The sequence below is a fragment of the Actinotignum inguinis genome, from assembly GCF_051265835.1.
Lineage (GTDB): Bacteria > Actinomycetota > Actinomycetes > Actinomycetales > Actinomycetaceae > Actinotignum > Actinotignum timonense.
Genome location: NZ_JBOZDP010000002.1, coordinates 103,026 through 121,121, shown reverse-complemented (window position 1 = coordinate 121,121; position 18,096 = coordinate 103,026). Strand labels below are relative to the sequence as shown.

Annotated in this window: 18 protein-coding genes and 1 tRNA gene; 6 read left to right on the top strand and 13 right to left on the bottom strand. The window is 63.3% G+C overall.

What is annotated here, in order from left to right:
* Nucleotides 1-85 precede the first annotated feature (85 nt).
* The gene (locus ACRQFC_RS01785; RefSeq protein ID WP_101595065.1) at nt 86-1,192 is read right to left on the bottom strand and encodes a hypothetical protein; all 1,107 of its coding nucleotides are present in this window, start codon (nt 1,190-1,192) and stop codon (nt 86-88) included.
* Nucleotides 1,193-1,219: 27 nt separating this feature from the next.
* The gene (gene gltX / locus ACRQFC_RS01780; protein ID WP_101595067.1) at nt 1,220-2,722 is read right to left on the bottom strand and encodes a glutamate--tRNA ligase; all 1,503 of its coding nucleotides are present in this window, start codon (nt 2,720-2,722) and stop codon (nt 1,220-1,222) included.
* A 25-nt stretch (nt 2,723-2,747) separates the two neighbouring features.
* Here gltX and ACRQFC_RS01775 point away from each other — a divergent pair, with 25 nt between their 5' ends.
* From ACRQFC_RS01775 to aroE, 4 genes are all read left to right on the top strand, one after another.
* Nucleotides 2,748-3,941 (top strand): MalY/PatB family protein, encoded by a 1,194-nt coding sequence (locus ACRQFC_RS01775; protein ID WP_101595072.1) that lies wholly within the window; start codon nt 2,748-2,750, stop codon nt 3,939-3,941.
* A gap of 127 nt (nt 3,942-4,068) precedes the next feature.
* Nucleotides 4,069-4,812 carry a fumarylacetoacetate hydrolase family protein gene (locus ACRQFC_RS01770; protein WP_101595075.1) on the top strand — a complete coding sequence of 248 codons (744 nt, stop codon included), beginning with the start codon at nt 4,069-4,071 and terminating at the stop codon, nt 4,810-4,812.
* Nucleotides 4,813-4,881: 69 nt separating this feature from the next.
* Nucleotides 4,882-6,855 carry an AMP-dependent synthetase/ligase gene (locus ACRQFC_RS01765; protein WP_101595079.1) on the top strand — a complete coding sequence of 658 codons (1,974 nt, stop codon included), beginning with the start codon at nt 4,882-4,884 and terminating at the stop codon, nt 6,853-6,855.
* 4 nt (nt 6,856-6,859) lie between these two features.
* Complete coding sequence (gene aroE, locus ACRQFC_RS01760; RefSeq protein ID WP_101595082.1) at nt 6,860-7,717, top strand: shikimate dehydrogenase; 858 nt, start codon at nt 6,860-6,862, stop codon at nt 7,715-7,717.
* Between the two features lie 757 nt (nt 7,718-8,474).
* Here the strand turns inward: aroE and ACRQFC_RS01755 are convergent.
* The 3 genes from ACRQFC_RS01755 to ACRQFC_RS01745 form a co-directional block, all read right to left on the bottom strand.
* Nucleotides 8,475-8,556, bottom strand: a tRNA-Leu gene (locus tag ACRQFC_RS01755).
* A gap of 156 nt (nt 8,557-8,712) precedes the next feature.
* Entirely contained in the window at nt 8,713-9,183 is a 471-nt protein-coding gene (gene bcp / locus ACRQFC_RS01750; RefSeq protein WP_101595086.1) for a thioredoxin-dependent thiol peroxidase, read from the bottom strand.
* Nucleotides 9,167-9,490 (bottom strand): hypothetical protein, encoded by a 324-nt coding sequence (locus ACRQFC_RS01745; RefSeq protein ID WP_101595090.1) that lies wholly within the window; start codon nt 9,488-9,490, stop codon nt 9,167-9,169. Before ACRQFC_RS01745 ends, bcp begins: the two co-directional genes overlap by 17 nt.
* 129 nt (nt 9,491-9,619) lie before the next feature.
* Here ACRQFC_RS01745 and ACRQFC_RS01740 point away from each other — a divergent pair, with 129 nt between their 5' ends.
* Nucleotides 9,620-10,156 (top strand): DUF4916 domain-containing protein, encoded by a 537-nt coding sequence (locus ACRQFC_RS01740; RefSeq protein WP_026429485.1) that lies wholly within the window; start codon nt 9,620-9,622, stop codon nt 10,154-10,156.
* Here ACRQFC_RS01740 and rdgB read toward each other — a convergent pair.
* The 6 genes from rdgB to clpS form a co-directional block, all read right to left on the bottom strand.
* Nucleotides 10,153-10,776, bottom strand: coding sequence for an RdgB/HAM1 family non-canonical purine NTP pyrophosphatase (gene rdgB / locus ACRQFC_RS01735; protein WP_087070905.1), 624 nt, complete (start codon nt 10,774-10,776; stop codon nt 10,153-10,155). The genes ACRQFC_RS01740 and rdgB overlap by 4 nt on opposite strands.
* Nucleotides 10,767-11,558: a ribonuclease PH gene (rph, locus tag ACRQFC_RS01730; RefSeq protein WP_087070906.1), complete on the bottom strand. Its 792-nt coding sequence runs from the start codon at nt 11,556-11,558 to the stop codon at nt 10,767-10,769. Before rph ends, rdgB begins: the two co-directional genes overlap by 10 nt.
* A gap of 108 nt (nt 11,559-11,666) precedes the next feature.
* Nucleotides 11,667-12,464, bottom strand: a complete 798-nt coding sequence (locus ACRQFC_RS01725; RefSeq protein ID WP_087070907.1) for an MBL fold metallo-hydrolase — start codon at nt 12,462-12,464, stop codon at nt 11,667-11,669.
* Entirely contained in the window at nt 12,461-13,273 is an 813-nt protein-coding gene (gene murI, locus ACRQFC_RS01720; protein WP_087070908.1) for a glutamate racemase, read from the bottom strand. The genes ACRQFC_RS01725 and murI overlap by 4 nt, the downstream gene beginning before the upstream one ends.
* A gap of 9 nt (nt 13,274-13,282) precedes the next feature.
* Nucleotides 13,283-14,008, bottom strand: coding sequence for a DUF2017 family protein (locus ACRQFC_RS01715; protein WP_087070909.1), 726 nt, complete (start codon nt 14,006-14,008; stop codon nt 13,283-13,285).
* Nucleotides 13,998-14,336: an ATP-dependent Clp protease adapter ClpS gene (gene clpS / locus ACRQFC_RS01710; protein WP_087070910.1), complete on the bottom strand. Its 339-nt coding sequence runs from the start codon at nt 14,334-14,336 to the stop codon at nt 13,998-14,000. Before clpS ends, ACRQFC_RS01715 begins: the two co-directional genes overlap by 11 nt.
* A 148-nt stretch (nt 14,337-14,484) precedes the next feature.
* On the opposite strand from clpS, the gene ACRQFC_RS01705 reads away from it, so the two are divergent.
* Entirely contained in the window at nt 14,485-15,840 is a 1,356-nt protein-coding gene (locus ACRQFC_RS01705; RefSeq protein ID WP_026429492.1) for a nicotinate phosphoribosyltransferase, read from the top strand.
* 53 nt (nt 15,841-15,893) lie between these two features.
* Here the strand turns inward: ACRQFC_RS01705 and ACRQFC_RS01700 are convergent, their stop codons facing one another.
* Nucleotides 15,894-17,711, bottom strand: coding sequence for a DEAD/DEAH box helicase (locus tag ACRQFC_RS01700; protein ID WP_234984511.1), 1,818 nt, complete (start codon nt 17,709-17,711; stop codon nt 15,894-15,896).
* Nucleotides 17,672-18,016: a DUF3039 domain-containing protein gene (locus ACRQFC_RS01695; RefSeq protein ID WP_026429494.1), complete on the bottom strand. Its 345-nt coding sequence runs from the start codon at nt 18,014-18,016 to the stop codon at nt 17,672-17,674. Before ACRQFC_RS01695 ends, ACRQFC_RS01700 begins: the two co-directional genes overlap by 40 nt.
* Nucleotides 18,017-18,096: the final 80 nt, after the last annotated feature.

The window sequence follows — 18,096 nt, the reverse complement described above, 5'->3', positions numbered from 1 at the left end:
GCAGCCAGCTCGAACTGTACCCGCGCTAGTTCAGGCGGCATAGCCGTTCAAACTGCACCCGCGCAGGCAATGCCGAAACTCACCGCTACCATTCACGCACGCGGCCCTGCCGCTCGGCTTCCTCCCGTAAGGTCTCCGGTACCCGCAGCCAGATACGCGAGCCGGGCGTGCAACCGGTGAGCATCGTATAGCCGTCACAGGCGGGCAGCGGGGAAAACATGGTGCGCACGGCTCCGGCGATGGTGATGTCCACGGCGTCGTAATCGCGACGGGCCCGCGTCCAATTAACTGTGTAAGTATTCAGGTCACCAAGGGTCTCCGGACTCCACATCCGCTCCAGGGGGATCCGGAGCGGGTAGCGCTCCACCAGCGTAACCCAGTCCTCCGCGGTCACAATCCGGTAGATCCGCGACTGATCCGGCTGCGCCAGCTCCGGGAGTTCGGTAGCGAGCAGGTGGGAGCGCGGGTAGTCGCCGGCGTCGTCGCCGAAAAATGACCAGGTGCTGGAGAGCTCCCCGAGGGGGTGACCGGTGAAGAACTCGCCTACGTCGAAACTGAGGTAGCTGAAGGCGATATAGTCTTCCGGGCGTGCCGGATTATCCGCCGGGCCGAGGATCTCGATGATTTGCGAACTGATCTCCCAGCCGAGCGGCCTACGGCTGCGGCGGGAGCGGTGACTGCGGCGGTGGCTGGGTAGCGCGACCTCGTGGAAGCGCAACTGCTGGAGCGCGAAGCAGGCCTCCCATTCGGGTGGAATGCGCTGCTCAAGTACACAATCCCGCACTGCGGCTTCCTCCGCACTCAAGGCCCAATCCGCGGCAAGAACGCGCTCAATATCCGCGTTGAACGCAAAATGGATGGAGAACTCCCCCAACGCCAGGTTCGCGCGCTGGAAACGCCCCAGCTCAGCTACCGGCCAGGACGGTTGGGGATTTTCCGCACCGCACAACTCCACCCGCGGGACGCACTCCATGCTGCCATCATCCATGGCGAGGGGCTCGAAGAATACCCGGCCGCCAGCGCCCTCACCCGGGTGTGCGCCCTCGTTCGCGCCTACACCCTCACCCGCGTAGTCACTCGCGGCGCCCGCTGCCACCCGCTCCCAGGCCCTTCCCCAGGCACGCAGGTAGGTTCCCGGCGCGGGAAAAGACGCGGCGGGCCGCGGCGGCGGCGGCGTCGTACTTACCACCATCGCGGCCCTCCCCGTTCGTATTCTTTACTACCCGGAAATTTTTTCCAGGAGTTGGTCAATGCGCGCCACCGCTTCCTCACGCCCGAGGATAGCGATGGAATCAATCACCGGGATGGACACATTCGTGCCCGTCATCGCCACGAAAAGCGGGCCGAAGGCGAAGCGCGGCTTGATACCGAGGCCCTCCACCAGCGCCGCATCGAGGGCGGGCTTAATAGCTTCCGGCGTGAAATCATCCAGCGCGCTCAGGGCCTCGCGAGCCCCGCGTAGCGCTTCGGGTGCCGAATCACGAAGCTTGGAGAGGGCTTTCTCGTTGTAGTCCAGCTCCGCCGCACCAACGAAAAGGAAGCCGAGCAGATCCCGGGCCTCGCCCAGCAGCTGCATGCGGGTCTGCGCCAGCGGCGCTGCCGCGTCAAGAATTTCCCGTTCGCGATCCGTGAGCTCCTCATAGGCGCCGCCGCTGAGCACCTCGCTGAGATAAGGAACGAGGCGGCGGGTGTAATCGGCCACGTCAAGGAGGCGGATATGGTCCGCATTAATCGCCACGCATTTCTTGTCATCAAAACGGGCCGGGTTCGGATTGACATTGTGGATATCAAAATGCTCCACAAGTTCTTCCTTGCTGAACACATCACGTTCGGCGGAGAAGGACCACCCGAGCAGGGCCAGGTAATTGAGCAGGCCCTCCGGGATCATGCCCCGTTCGCGGTGAAGCAGCAGATTCGATTCCGGATCACGCTTGGACAGCTTCTTGTTACCCTCCCCCATCACGTAGGGCATATGGCCGAAGCGCGGCGTCCACTTCGCGATACCCAGTTCTTCCAGGGCACGGTAGAGCACGATCTGGCGCGGCGTGGAGGAGAGCAGATCCTCCCCGCGCAGCACGTCCGTTACTTCCGTGAGGGCATCGTCAATGGGATTGGTGAGGGTGTAGAGCGGATCGCCATTGGCGCGCACAATCACGTAATCCGGAGTGGAGCCGGCCCGGAAAGTAATATCCCCGCGGATCACATCCGTGAAGGTAATATCCTCATCGGGCATGCGCATGCGCAGCACCGGTTCGCGCCCTTCCGCCCGGTAGGCAGCCTTTTGTTCTTCGGTGAGGTTGCGGTCATAGCCGTCGTACCCGAGCTTGGGATCCTCCCCGCGTTCGCGGTGGCGCGCCTCGATTTCCTCCGGAGTGGAGAAAGATTCGTAGGCGTAGCCGCGCTCCAGCAGCTGGGCCGCGACCTTACGGTAGATATCCCCGCGCTGGGATTGCCGGTAGGGACCGTGCGGGCCGCCCACTTCAACCCCTTCATCCCAGTCCAGCCCGAGCCAGCGCAGGGAATCAAGAATCTGGTGATACGACTCTTCAGAATCACGGGCTGCGTCGGTATCTTCAATGCGGAAAATAAAAGTTCCACCCACGTGCCGGGCGTAGGCCCAGTTAAAGAGGCAGGTGCGTACCATACCGACATGCGGGGTGCCGGTGGGTGAGGGACAGAAACGAACTCGGATCTCGCGTCCGGTAGCAGTTGTGATAGCCATGATGGGTTAAGGATACGCTACGGATATGACATATGATTTCGACACTCGCACCGTCTCCGATCTCATCGCGCAGGGCTCGCATAAGTGGTCTGCTTTCGGGGATGCTATCGCCATGTGGGTGGCCGAAATGGACTTGGGAATCGCGCCGGAAATTCGCGATTACCTGGTGAGCGCAGCGCAGCGCGGCACCCTCGGCTACCTTCCTCCCCGCGAAATTCCGGGGATTATGAACGCAGTTTCCACGTGGCTCGGCCACTTCGGCCCGGCCCCCGACCCGGAGCGCATGTTCCTCATCCCCGAAGTTCTCAGCGCGTTGCGGATCGCGATCACGCAGTTCACAGCCCCGGACGCTCCGGTGATCGTCCCAACTCCAGCCTATATGCCGTTCCTCACACTTCCCGGTGAGTACGGCCGGGAGGTGCGCCAGGTGCCCTCGATTTTCCGCGAAGGTCGCTGGGAGCTGGACCTCGAGGCGCTGGAAGCGGCACTCACCCCCGGTTCCCTTCTGATTTTGTGTAACCCGTGGAACCCGGCGGGCCGATGTTTGACCGGTCCGGAACTCGATAAGGTTGCGGCCGTGGTGGAGCGGCGTGGGGCTCGCGTTTTTGAGGACTCCATTCACGCCCCGGTACTCATCGACGGCACCTACGTTCCTTACGGCCCGCGCAGCGCGGCCACCCGCGCGCATACGATCAGCGCGATCAGCGCGACGAAGGGCTGGAATATCCCCGGCCTCAAGGCCGCGCAGCTCATTTTTTATAACGACGACGACGCAGCCCGCTACGCGCCCCACGCCAATGCCTGGAGCTCTCCAACTTCCACGCTGGGAGCTCGGGCCACCGCAATCGCTTTCGAAGAGGCGCTGGATTGGAATCGCGCGGTGTGCTCCTATATTGGCGAGACCCTGCGGATTGTGGAAGAGCGGGTTCGGGCTTGGCCCGGGGTGCGCATGGCCCACGTGGAAGGCACCTATATTGCTTTCCTCGATTTTTCCGAGGCGGAATTTGTGCGCGCGGAGGAGGAACGTGCCCGCAAAGAGGCGCGCGAGCCGAAGGGCGCCGTCGCCGCAATTTTAGAGCGGGCCAATGTGGCACTCACGCCCGGGCGGGCATCGGGCGCCGGTTTTGAGCAATGGGCCCGCATGGTGCTGGCCACCCCGCGTGCGATTGCCCTGGAGGCCCTGGACCGGATCGAAGGTCTGCTGGAGGCGGGAGCGTAACGCGCTTTCGAGGCGACTTCGGGGCGCCGCGTCACGCACAGGCGCGAACGCGCGGCCGCACCGCACCTTCAACGCACCTTCGGGGCGCCTGTCGCTAAAGTCTAGGTGAAATACTAAGGTTAATGATATGAAAATAGCACGCTTGAGTTTGAGCCAGGGGCCGCGCTACGCGGTCTACGACGAAGGCGCCGATGACTTCGTTATCCTCGCCGATGATCCAATTTTCGGGGAAATTCAGCCCACCGGGGAACGGGTGGCCGCCGCCGATGCCGTGCTCCTCTCCCCCATGATTCCGCGCTCGAAGGCGATTGGCTTCGGTAATGCGACCGCGCCGGGCGCCACCGCCGCTGATCTTTTCTTCTTTATGAAGCCCAATACGGCGGTATGCGGGCCCGATGATCCGATTATTATTCCGGAGTGGGCCAGCGAAGGCCTCGCCCACGAAGTGGAGCTCGGCATTATTATCGGCCGGGTTGCCAAGGATGTTCCCGAGGAGCGCGCGCTGGAGGCCGTTTTCGGTTACACCATTATTAATGATGTGACGGCCCGCGGGGATGTGAACGGGGCGCAGAAGATGTTTGATACCGCACTGCCGGTGGGCCCCTATATTCTCACGGATATTGATGTGAGTGATCTGGCGATGACCTCGCGGGTGAACGGGGAAACCTACACCCGGGCGCGGACCTCCGATTATCCGCTTTCCGTGGCGCAGTCGGTGGCGGCGGCGTCGCGCCGCTGCACCCTGCTTCCCGGCGATATCATTCTGCCCGGTGCCTTTAACGGTGAGCCCCCGCTGAAAGCGGGCGACGTCGTGGAATGTGAAATCGAAGGTTTCGGGGTGCTGCGCAACCCGGTCCTCGCGGCGAACTAAATAGAGCGGGAATCAACTACACAACCGGGGCCGCACCCGCGTCGCGGGCAGGCCCATGCAGGAGGATAGATGAAGAAGCACCGCGATGGTTCCCTATCGCAAAAAGCTCCTTTCAAGAACGAGTCGTATCACACGGTTCCGTGGCTGCTCGCGCAGCGGCAACGCAAGCATCCGCGCGATATCGCGGTGCATATCCAGAGCTCGATTGGCGGGAACTGGAAACCGTTGACGATTACGGAATTCCTCGAGCAGGTGCGGCTCACCGCCCGCGGGCTCATCGGCCTGGGGCTCGGGCATGGCGAACGCATCGGGATCCTCGCGGCAACCTCCTACGAATGGGCGCTGCTGGACGCGGCCGCTTTGCATATCGGGGTGGTGCCGGTTCCTATTTATGAAACAAGTTCCGCGAAGCAGATCGCGTGGATGGTTGCCGATGCGCAGATCACCCATATTTTCACCGATACTCGCGCCCACGCGGAACTGGTGGATTCGGTGACCCCGCCCGCGATTCCGCCCGCGACCGTCATGACGGAAGATTGGCGCGCCGCGCTCAATGCCGCGGCCCTCGAAGTTCCCGAAGAAGACCTGGACGCCCGTATCGCGGCGGTTACGGCCGATTCGCTCGCGACCATTATTTATACCTCGGGCACCACCGGAGATCCCAAGGGCGTGGAACTCACCCACGGGAATTTCGCGCGTACCGTGCTGGGAACGTGGCATTACGAACCGGAGATTCTCAATAATCCGCAGGCTTCGCTGCTACTCTTCCTCCCCATGGCGCATGTGATGGGGCGGATTTGCGCCTACTTCGGGCTAGCCACCCGTATTTCGGTGGGCTTCGTGGGCAATCTCAAAAACCTCATGAGCGACCTGGAGACTTTCAAACCCACCCTGCTGCTGGTGGTGCCGCGCGTTTTGGAAAAGGTCTATAACGCGGCCGAGGCGAAAGCCGGGGCGGGCCTGCGGCGCCGGATTTTCCGGTGGGCGGCCGATATTGCGGTGCAGAACGGCACCCGGCGCCGGCGCAGCCCGATTTTCGCGGTGAAACGCGCGCTGGCACGCAAACTGGTCTTCAATAAATTGCGCGAGGCGATGGGCGGGCGGATTCGTTTTGCCATTTCCGCCGGGGCGCCGCTGGGCACCCGCCTGGGGCGCTTCTACCGCGGCATCGGGCTCACCGTGGTGGAAGGTTACGGCCTCACCGAAACCACCGGTCCGGCAAATGCCACGCGCGCGGCAAATCCCGTGCTGGGTACCGTTGGATGGCCGCTTCCGGGCATGCGTATTAAACTTGCCGACGACGGCGAAGTCTTGGTCAAGGGCCACTCTGTCTTCCGCGGTTACCATAACAATCCCGAAGCTACCGCGGCTGCCTTTGCGGACGGCTGGTTCCACACCGGGGATCTCGGGACGCTCGATAAACGTGGCAACCTCACTATTACTGGCCGGAAGAAGCATCTTATTGTGACGGCCGGGGGCAAGAATGTGGCACCGGCCGTGCTGGAGGATAAGCTGAGTTCCCATCCCCTCATTTCCAATGTGGTGGTGTTGGGTGATGGGGAGCCTTTCATTTCTGCGTTGATTACCCTTGATGCGCAGATGCTTCCCTCCTGGCTTTCCTCACACGGTTTGCCGAAGATGAGTCCGGCCGAGGCAATGAATTCCGAGGCCGTGAACGCTTCGCTCCAGCGCGCGATTGACCGCACGAACGCGCAGGTTTCACGGGCGGAGTCCATCCGGAAATTCGTGATTGTGCCCGGTGATTTCAGCGAGGCAAATGGCCTGCTCACGCCGTCACTGAAGGTGCGCCGCGAAGTGGTGCTCGAACGGTACCGTGATGTTGTGGATGGTATTTACGGGGCGAACCATTCCGAGTCCACGAAGAAATCAGAGGCGAAGGAACGCCGGCGGGCGGCCCGGAAAGAACGGCGCGCGCAGCGCCGGCTCGAGCGGCTGCGGCGGCGCGGCGAGCGTGGCGCGGCCGGGCAGCTCGGAGATCGCTCCGGGCAGCAGCCTGGCGAGCCGGCCGGCGGTGAGAAGTAGCGCGATGGGGATTGATGGGCGTACGGTCAGCTACGCCGTTATCGGGCACCCGGTGGGTCATTCCCGCTCCCCCGCCATGCATAATGCGTCCTTCGCCCACCTGGGTGTAAACGCCGTTTACCTGGCTTTCGATATTGCTCCGGATGCGGGTGCGCGGGCGGTCGCGGCTTTGCGAGACCTGGGTTTTGGCGGTTTTAACGTGACCATGCCGCATAAAACTGCCGTGTATGAGAGCGTTGATGAGCTCTCCGACGATGCCCGGCTCATGGAGTCGGTAAACACTGTTCACATCCGCGAGGATGGGAGCACGGTCGGGCACAATACCGATGGCCGCGGCGCTTTTGCGGCGGTGCGGGCAGCTGGATACGATCCTGGCGATTCGGTGGTGATTTTAGGGGCGGGTGGAGCTTCGCGCGCGATCTATACCCGGGCCGCCCTCGAAGGGGTATCCCGCATCCGGGTCTTTTCCCGACGCGGGCAGAATTACGAACGGGCTATTGAGATTTTGGCTCGCTTGCGTGCCGAAACCGGTGTGGATGCCCAGCTTTGTGACCTTGCTGATGAGCAGGCGCTGCGCCGCGAGGTTGAGGCCGCTTCCCTTCTGGTCAATGCCACGAGCGTGGGCATGAGCGCCCACCCGGGCGCTCTGATCCCTGAAAGCTGGCTGCGCCCGGGCCATATTGTTTTTGATGCGGTGTACGAACCGCTGGAAACGGAGCTGCTCCAGCGCGCTCGCCGCGCCGGCGCGGGATGCGTATCCGGCTTGGATATGCTGCTGTGGCAGGGCGTTTTTGCCGAAGAAATCTGGCTGGGCCGCACCGACATTCCCGTGGAGGTCATGCGGGCGGCCCTGTGCCAGTAGCAGCGTCGGCCTACATATCCGCGCAGATAGCTAAGGTCGCAATGAGTGCGCACGGAGGGACTCGAACCTGTCAACGGCGACAGCGTGAACTCCTTGTTTTGGCTTGTTTCCTAGTGTTTCCAGCGTTTTGAGTGTCGCTCTATTCGCTCAAATCGCTTGCTTCGCTCGCTATTTCGTGTCCATGGACACGGGCTAGTCGCCCCCGGTTAGTGCGGGGTTGCCGTCCATCCGGACGGTGCCAAATGAAAGCGCCCGGCGGGTCAACACCGGGCGACTTTCCTCAAGAGAGGAGTTTCCTATGAGAAACGCAGAAACTAACTCACTGCTCCAAATGATACGGCTAATTGTCGTAGAGAGCAATGCTAAGCGCCGTGAAAGGCTCTTTGAGATCGTGAAAATGATGCTCAATGAGTTTGACGCTAGTTAGTAACTGCTGACCGTAGGCGGGCGAATGGTGACAGCGTTCGCCCGCTCTCCCCTCCCCCCTTGACCGTTTAGGGACTGACCGGGTGCAAGACCTGGCAAGGGGACGGTGCCGCGCTATAGGGGCGCGGCCTCAGCCGTGGAAAACGTCTCAGACACCGGGTTCCCGTCCGGCGTCAAACGAAACCGGACACGCCACGTAGGCGTACCGTCCTTGCGCACCCGTTTCTCAATAGAAGCCATACCCCGTACCTAACTGTGCCCTTCGTGTCCACGCCGTGTCCACAGGCACCCAACCGAAACACTTTTTGGCTTGATATCAAGGGAAAAAATGTGCGCACGGAGGGACTCGAACCCTCACGCCCAAAGGCACTGGAACCTAAATCCAGCGCGTCTACCAGTTCCGCCACGCGCGCGTACCGGTCTATCCTAGCGGATTTCCCGGTGTAGGAAAATTCGGAAAGGGCCAGGAAAGCCAGAAAAGGCCGGGAACGCCGAAAGGACCGAAAGATCAGAAACTATCGCACGATCACAACGCCAAGACCCGCGTTCCAGCCATTCACCTTTCCCACTTATTCGTCAATACCGAGATCGCGGCGCAGCCGCGCCACATGCCCGGTAGCTTTCACATTGTAAAAAGCCGCTGCCACGGTGCCATCCGGATTGACCACCACGGTGGAGCGGCGCATTCCGGTAACCGTTTTACCCCAGTTTTGCTTTTCTCCCCAAGCGCCCCATTCACTTGCCACCGCGTGATCCGGATCGGAGGCGAGCACAAAGTTGAGCCCCTGCTTCTCCCGGAATTTCTCCAGCGAGGTGAGCGAATCCGGGGAAACTCCCACCACGGCATAGCCAGCCGAGCGCAGAGAATTGAGATTATCGCGAAAATCGCAAGCTTCGGTAGTACACCCTGGGGTATTGGCTTTCGGGTAGAAGTACACGATGACTCCACGGGTGCCGTCGTTCAGATGTTCAGAAAGACGGAAGGTTCCCGCGGTGCTGTCCAAGGTGAAATCCGGGGCACGATCACCAGAATTTAACATTATTTTCCTTCACAATAAGCACGGCCCACGCGATAAGCATGGCGATACCAATCCCGAGAGGCCACAGGCCCAGGGGCGTGGGCGCGAACCACAGCATAAAAACCGCGCCAGCCCCGAATATCCAGGGGCGTTCACTCCAGTACCCGAGCCCGCACGCCACCGCTCCAACCGTTCCGAGCGCGAGAATCACTCCGTATTGCGGGAGGGCATGCCCGCTGATGGCGATATACCAACCCACAGCGAGGGTGACCACGCCCAGCGCAAGAATGGCGAGGGCGAGGTAGTTGAGGTATCGAGCTTGGCGCATGCCACTCAGTCTAGCTTCCGCATGGCGCGCCGAACCCCACCCGCGCCGGTGCTCTACGCGAAAATGCAGATGTTTCGCGGGTAGCGTGGAGTGGACCACGCGGCCGTAAAGCCCGGCAAAATTAAGAACATGAGTGAAGTCGACGCAGCTGATATGGGTCCGTGGCTCAGCCCCGAGGAACTCGAATTTGTCCGGCACAAGGTCCCGATGGTGTACGTGGATATTGTGCCGGTTCGCCTGGATGAAACCGGGCGGGTGATCGCTATCGGGATGCTGCTGCGTGCCGATTCTGAGGGGATTTTGCGGGAGTTCCCCTCGGGGCGGGTGCTGTTCCACGAACCGGTGCGCGCCGCGCTTATCCGCCATATCGATAAAGACCTCGGTTCGGTGGCACTTCCTCAACTGCCGCCGTATCTGGCCCCGTTCACGGTCACCGAATACTTCCCCACTCCCGAACCGGAGGCCGGGTATTACGATGCGCGCCAGCACCGGGTAGACCTGGCCTATATCATCCCCATTCACGGGGATTGCGATCCGGGAAATGACTCCCTGGAGTTCACCTGGTTTACGCCCGGGGAGGCACGCACCGCGGAGCTGCAGGCGGAAATGTCCGATGGGCACGCCGCTCTCTTGCGCGCAGCGCTCGGCTATATTGGCCGCTGCTAAGCCCGCTCGGCTAGCACCTGCACGATCACCGGTGCCAGCTGAGCAAATGCCTTGCCGCGGTGGGAGATAGCATCCTTTTCCTCCGGGCTCAATTCCGCGTTGGAACGGCTGGAGCCGGCCGGCGCGAAGATCGGGTCATAGCCGAAGCCCCCGCTGCCGCGCTCGGCGGTGAGGAGGATGCCCGGCATTTCGCCTTCGCGTACTTCCTCATGGCCTTCCGGGGTCACCAGCGCGGCCGCGCAATGAAAATGAGCGCCACGATTGGCCAGCGGCACATCCGCGAGCTGGGCGAGGAGGAGCTGGCGGTTCGCGGCGTCGTCCCCGTGGTGACCGCTCCAGCGCGCCGAAAAAATCCCGGGCGCCCCACCTAGAATATCTACGCACAGGCCCGAATCATCGGCAATAGCCGGCAGGCCGGTAGCCCGCGCGTAGGCCCGCGCTTTGATGAGCGCGTTCTGCGCGAACGTGGTGCCATCCTCCACCGGTTCAGGCACCGCAAACTCCGCGCCGGAGACAAGCTCAATTTCCTGCAACCACGGCGCCAGAATATTGCGAAGTTCCGTGACTTTATGGGCATTTCCGGTAGCGACGACGACGCGCCGCGGCTGCGCTACTTCCACTGGTCACCGCCGGTAAACACATCGCTACGTACCGGATTCTCCCCCTCGAAGAGCACCCGATGCTGGAGTTCACGAAGCTCGCGGGTGCCCTTATCCGCCAGGTCAAGGAGAACCCCAAGATCAGCGCGGTTGAAGGGGTGGTGTTCCGCGGTTCCCTGAACCTCCACGTAATCCCCGCTGCCCAGCGCCACGATATTCATATCGGTATCAGCGCGCACGTCCTCTTCATAAGGAAGATCGAGCCGCGGCTGGCCGTCAATGATGCCCACCGAAACCGCGGAAACCGAGGTGGTAAGGACCGGGCGGCGCACCAACTTACGTGCCCGAGCCCAGGAGATGGCATCCGCCAGAGCCACAAAAGCGCCGGTAATAGCCGCGGTGCGAGTTCCGCCGTCGGCCTGCAACACATCGCAATCCAGGGTGATGGTGTTCTCCCCCAGGGCTTTCATATCAACGGCGGCGCGCAGGCTGCGGCCAATCAACCGCGAAATCTCATGGGTGCGGCCCCCGATTTTCCCGCGCACGGATTCGCGCGGGGAACGCTCCGAGGTAGCGCGCGGAAGCATGGAGTATTCGGCGGTTACCCAGCCTTCCCCGCTGCCTTTGCGCCAGCGCGGCACCCCTTCTTCAAAGGAAGCAACGCAGAGCACGGTGGTACGCCCAAAGCGCACCAGCACACTGCCTTCCCCGGTCTCAAAATAGTGGCGGTCAATGGTGACGGGGCGCATCTCATCTACGGCACGCCCGTCCGCTCGCGTGGCGCTGGAGTTCTTTTCAGTCATGGCTTAAGGCTACCGCGCCGCTACAACATGAAAAATCCGCGTAGCCAGCTGATGCCAAACCACGCCCGCGGAGCCCTGCCCAAGCCTGCTGAGATCCGCGCACCCCGCTTAGATCCGGAAGGCTTCCCCGGCTCGCACGCAGGCCACCCGGCCCTCGTATTCTTCCCGCGCCGCGGCCCGCACGGATTCCCGATCTGTCCACGGCTGGAGGTGGGTGAGGAGCATCTCATGGGCCCCGGCCTGCGCGGCCAGCGCCCCGGCCCGCGAACCCGTGAGGTGAATGCCGCGCACGGTATCCCGCCCATCTTCATAAGCGCATTCGGAAAGGAGTAAATCGGCGCCGCGCGCCGCGGCGACGACGCCGTCGCACATATCCGTATCCCCCGTGAACGTGAGCACCACGTTCTCCCCGGGGCGCAGATCCGAGGGGCCGGTGATCCGGTAGGCGAAAGTTTCCACGGTGTGGAGGGCGGGGAACGCCTGGATGGTCATGGGGCCAACGCGGAAGGTATCCCCGGCGCGGACCTGGCGGAAGTCGAAAACGTCGTCGTAAGTTTCTTCCGGGCCGTCGTCGCCCAGTTGGCGGGCGCGCCGCCGCGCATCCCCGGGGCTGTACACCGCCACCCGGGGCAGCGGGCCGGAAGGATGCCAGCGCCGGTAGACCTGCATCCCGATGAGGTCGGCGCAGTGGTCGGCGTGGAGGTGGGAAATCACCATGGCGTCCAGGAGTGCCGGGTCGGTATAGCGCAGCAGATGGCCCATGGCGCCGGGGCCGAAATCCAGCGTGAAGGTGTAGGTGCGCGGGGCGCCGTTCGCGTCGATTCCTTCCGCCTGCACTAGGTAGGCCGAGGCGGGTGATTCCGGCCCGGACATTGAGCCGGAGCATCCAATGATCGTCAGTCTCATGCCGAGAGTTCCTCCGTAGATAGCACGGTTCCTACTTCCGGACCGAGGAATCTGCGGGCGAGGTGCCCGAAACTCACCGGGTCGCCGGTGGCGTAGAAGCGGCGCCGGGGGGTTCCCGGGCCGGCAAACATATCGCGGGTGGCTAGTTCGCGGTAAACATCGCGGGCGGTTTCATCCGCGGAGGACACGATGGTCACGTCCTCCCCCATGGTGTAGGAGATCACACCGGCGAGCAGCGGGTAGTGGGTGCAGCCCAGCACCAGGGTATCCACCCCGGCCGCCCGCACCGGAGCGAGGTAGTGTTCGGCAACCGCCTGCACCTGGGCACCGGCCGTCTGCCCCTGTTCCACCAGCTCCACGAACTGCGGGCAGGCCCGGGTGGTCAGTTCCAGATTCGGGGCGGCCGTAAAAGCATCCTGGTAGGCCCCCGATTCGATGGTGGCCGGGGTGGCAATCACCCCGATTTTCCCGTTCCGGGTGGCCCGCACCGCGCGGCGCACCGCCGGGCGGATCACCTCCAGCACCGGGATCCCCATCTCTGTGGCGAAGCGCTGCCGGGCATCCGCGAGCGCGGCGGAGGTGGCGGAATTGCAGGCGATGACCAGCATTTTCACGCCGGAGCCCACCAGTTTCTCCATGATGTCCATGGCGTAAGCGCGTACCTCGGGAATGGTTTTGGTGCCGTAGGGGCAGTGGGCGGTATCCCCGATATAGGTGATGGATTCGCCGGGAAGCTGGTCAATAATCGCGCGCGCGACCGTGAGGCCACCTACGCCGGAATCAAAAATACCAATGGGACGGGAATCCATACTGTCAAGTTACCGCCGCAGGTCCTTGTTCTGAATGGCAGTGATGAGTGAATCTTGCCACCACGCAATAATTACGTAGAGCACGCCGATCATGTCGTCGGTGGTATCGATTTGGGGGCGCTCGGATTCCATAATGTCGAGCGCGCGGGAGGTCACGGCCTCGGATTCCGCCGCGGTGGTGATATCGCGGCGGGTGCCGAGCACGATCCGAATATCATTCGCGCCGGCCAGCCAGCTACCGGCATCTTCATTACTCACCCATACAGCCTCGCTCGCCAGGGAGGTATAGAAAACCAGCAGGTTGCGGATTTTTGTGTGGCAGACGGCGGATTCGGTAAGGGCGCGCAATTCGTCAGCGAGCTCGGGTTCCTCGGACATATCCGGCAGGAGCCGGGCGAGGGCGGTATCCATATCGCAGGCAGGGGTGTAGCAGCGGGTGGTTTCCAGGTCGGCTAATTCGCGTTCGTAGGAGGCGAGCACATCGCTGGATTCTTCCACGCCGCGTGCGCTGTTACCGCGGGAGCCAGGCGTACCATTGCCGCGGGCGCCAGGTGCGTGCGCGGCGCCGGGCCCGGTTACATCCGCGCTGCTTTCTTGCATTTCTTCGTCCAGGTTGTAGCCGAGCAGAGTTGCGACGTCGCGCGCAAGTCCGGCAAAAAGTTGCCGTTCGGTCGCGTCAACGCTGGCACGGTAGCCGCCGCGGGCGGGGCGGAAGGGCAGCATATTATCTCCCACCTTCCGGTTCTTCTTCGATGGTGGCGAGCAGTCCGTAGGTGTGCATGGCCCGGGCGTCTGTTTCCATCTGCTCGCGCGGTCCGGTTGATACGACGGCGCGCCCGCGGGTATGGACCTCTAACATGAGGGTGAGGGCGCGGTCGGCCGAATGGCCAAAGTAGGATTGGAACACCCACTGCACATAGCTCATGAGGTTGATCGGATCATCGTGCACAACGGTGCGCCAGGCGCGGGCCGGGCCGGTGACCGCTTCGAAAAGCGTGAGGCTTTCGGTGCGGCTCGCCGGGCTGCTGGCCCCTAAATCTTCAGGAGATGTGTGCGCGCTCATATCTCCATCCTAGTGCCAAGCTCTTATCGGCGCGGCGAATCATCCCCGGGCAGCGCTTATCGGCGCGGCCCATCATCCTCCGCCAGCTTCTGCCGGCGCGGCCTATCATCCCCGGCCAGCTCAGGTGGGCGCGGGTAGACTCAGGCATATGAGTGTTTCAACTGCTTTGCTCACTGATATGTACGAGCTGACCATGGTGGATGCGGCCATGCAGTCGGGAAAGGCCCAACGGCGGGCCGTTTTTGAGATTTTTGCGCGCCGGCTCCCGGGCGGGCGCCGCTACGGGGTGGTGGCCGGCACGGGCCGCCTGCTCGACGCCCTGAAGAATTTCCGCTTCGGGGAAGAAGAAATTGAGTACCTGCGCGCCAATAAGATCGTTTCTGATTCCACCCTGGAGTGGCTGCGCACCTTCCGCTTCTCCGGCGATATTTGGGGTTACGCGGAAGGTGAAATGTACTTCCCCGGTTCCCCTATTCTCACCGCGGTGGGCACCTTCGCGGAGTGCTGCGTGCTGGAAACCCTCGCGCTTTCTATTTTCAACTATGACTCGGCGGTGGCCACGGCTGCCTCGCGTATGACGATTGCCGCGCACGGGCGGCCCTGCGTGGACTTCGGGGCGCGCCGCACCCACGAACGCAGCGCGGTTTCCGCGGCCCGCGCGGCCTATATCGCCGGTTTTGTGGGCACCTCGGATCTGGAGGCCGGGCGCCAGTACGGGATTCCGGTTTCGGGCACCTCGGCGCATTCTTTCACTCTGGTCCACGATTCGGAGCGCGAAGCTTTCGATACTCAGATCGCAGCCATGGGCACCGGCACCACGCTGCTGGTGGATACCTACAATATCGCGCAGGGCGTGGAGAATGCGGTGGCGGCCGGGCGCGCGGCCGGCGGTGAGATCGGTGCGGTGCGTATTGATTCGGGTGATTTGATCGCCACCGCCTTCAAGGTACGTGAACAGCTGGATCGCCTGGGTGCCACCTCCACGAAGATCACCGTCACTTCGGATCTTGATGAGTACGCGATCGCCTCCCTCAATTCCGCCCCGGTGGACGGCTACGGGGTGGGCACCCGCCTGGTCACCGGCTCGGGGGTTCCCACCGCGCAAATGGTCTACAAGCTAGTCCAGCGCGAAGGTGCGGACGGCCGGCCCGAGGAGGTCGCCAAGGCTTCGGAGAATAAGGCTTCGGTGGGCGGGCTCAAGGTTGCCGGGCGCTTGGAGAGCGGCGGGCACGCCACCGAGGAACTGGTGGTGAGCGCCTCGAGTTTCGCCGAGGGCCTGGCCTACCTGGAGAAACAGGGCGCCCGCCCGCTCCAGGTCCATCTGGTAGAGGCCGGCACCATCGACGAACGTTACTGCGGCACGGAAGTCCTCTCCGCCGCCCGCCTGCGCCACGACACCTCGCGCGACGCCCTCCCCTACGACGGCTGGCGCCTCTCCGCCGGGGAACCCGCGATCCCCACCCGCATGGTGGATATTTTCCCTGGCGACGACGCCGCGGCTTAATTCCCGCTCGCCTTCCTGCTCGCTGCGGCGCTGGTTCGAAGCGGCCAGAGCGCTTAGCGCTGGCCTACGAACCAGCGCCGCAGTGTTTTCACGCGCGCTTCGATCTGGTCGGCGCTCGCCCGGGCGACTTCCGGGCCGCCGCAGGCGCGGCGCAACTCCGTGTGGATAAGGGCGTGCGGGTCCCCGGTTTTCTTCGCCCAGGCCGCCACCAGCTGGGTGAGTTCCTTGCGGGCGGTACGCCGGCGGGTGAGCTCATCGGCGCCCGGGGCCGGGCGCTGGGAGCGGGCCTTTTTTGCCTGTTCGGCCTGGTGGGCGCGCAGCAGCGTGGTCACTTCTTCGGGTTCGAGCAGCCCGGGAATCCCTAGGAAATCTGCTTCTTCTTCCGAACCGACGGCCGCCCCGAGCCCGAATTCACCGCCGTCGAAAAGAGCCCTATCGAAAAGCGCCCCCGATTCCAGGGCTTCGTAACCCGGGCCCTCCAGTTCCTCACTGGCCTTTTCTTCCCGGTTGGCGGCCTCCAGCAGGTCATCATCCCAGCCGGCCACCTCCGCCTGTTTCGAAATGGCGTGGTCGCGTTCTTTTTCCATCTGTGCGGCCAGCTCCAGGAGCACCGGCACCGAAGGCAGGAACACCGTGGCGGTTTCCCCGCGCCGCCGGGCCCGCACGAAACGCCCGATCGCCTGCGCGAAATAGAGCGGGGTCGAAGCCGAGGTGGCATACACGCCCACGGCCAGGCGCGGCACGTCCACCCCTTCGGATACCATCCGCACCGCCACCATCCACCGCGAATCAGAATCCGCGAAGGTGGCGATTTTTTCGTTCGCGCCGGCATCGTCGGAGAGCACCACGGTAGGTGCTTCCCCGGTGATCTCGGTGAGGATCTGCGCGTACGCGCGGGCATCCTTCTGGTTGGAGGCGATCACCAGCCCACCCGAATCGGGTAGCGAGCGGCGCACCACCGTGAGGCGTTCGTTCGCGGCGGACAGCACCTCCGGGATCCACTCCCCACCCGGATTGAGGGCGGTACGCCAAGCCTGCGCCGTCATATCTTTGGTGAGTGGCTCGCCTAAGGTCGCGGCCACCACGTCACCCTGCTTGGTTTGCCAGCGCACCTGCCCCGAATAGGACAGGAAAATAACCGGCCGAACCACCCCGTCGCGCAGCGCCTGGGCGTAACCGTAGGTGTAATCGGCTTTGGAGCGCAAGTTCCCATAGCCATCCGGTTCGTAGGTCACAAAAGGAATGGGCGAGGTATCCGAACGGAAAGGCGTGCCGGTGAGGGCCAGGCGGCGGGTGGCCGGAGTGAAGGCTTCGCGAATGCCATCCCCCCAGGAGAGAGCATCCCCGCCGTGGTGAATCTCGTCCAGGATCACGAAGGTGGGCCGGGCGCTGGTGCGTTCGCGATGCAGGGCCGGGTTAGCGGCCACCTGGGCATAGGTCACGCACACCCCGTTGAAGAAGGAGCCTTCGGTGCGCTGGGCGTTGGTGAAATCGGCGTCCAGCTGAATACCCACGCGCGCCGCGGCCTGCGCCCACTGTGTTTTCAGGTGTTCGGTGGGGCAGACCACCGTGATGGTGCGGGCCTCGTGGCGCGCGAGCATTTCGACGGCGACGCGCAGCGCGAAGGTGGTTTTACCCGCCCCGGGGGTAGCTACCGCGAGGAAATCCCGGGGCATGCGCTCCAGGTAGAGGCGCAGCGCTTCGGCCTGCCAGGAGCGCAGGCTCGAGGTGGTTCCCCAGGCCGCGCGGGCCGGGAAAGCCGGAGGGAGATTCGAAGCGGCGGAAACGGAAGGGGTATGCGGGGTAGAAGCGGGAATCGAGCGGTGCAGACTCACTTGCCACTTCCCGGCACGTCCGGCCCGAAGGGCCATCCGGAGCCTTGGTTGCCCATCTGTTTACGGATTTCCTTGCAGGTGGGGCACACCGGATAGCGATCCGGGTTGCGCGAAGGAATCCAAATCTTCCCGCACAGCGCCACCACCGGCTGGCCGTACACGGCGGAAGCCATAAGGCGGTCCTTGCGCACGTAGTGGGAGAAACGCTCCTCATCACCGTGAGAAAGGCGTTCTTCGGTGCGTTCCAGCACCCCGACGGATTGCTGAGATTCCGTGGCCGGGCCGGCCGGGGCCGATGGCGCGCCCGGAGTTCCTAAAGGATCGGGAAGGGAAGTACTCATGGGCTCTATTGTACGGCCCGCGCCGGCCCGGGGAAGCCGCACCGGGGCGCCTCACGTGGAAAGCGAAAGTACCCGGAGCC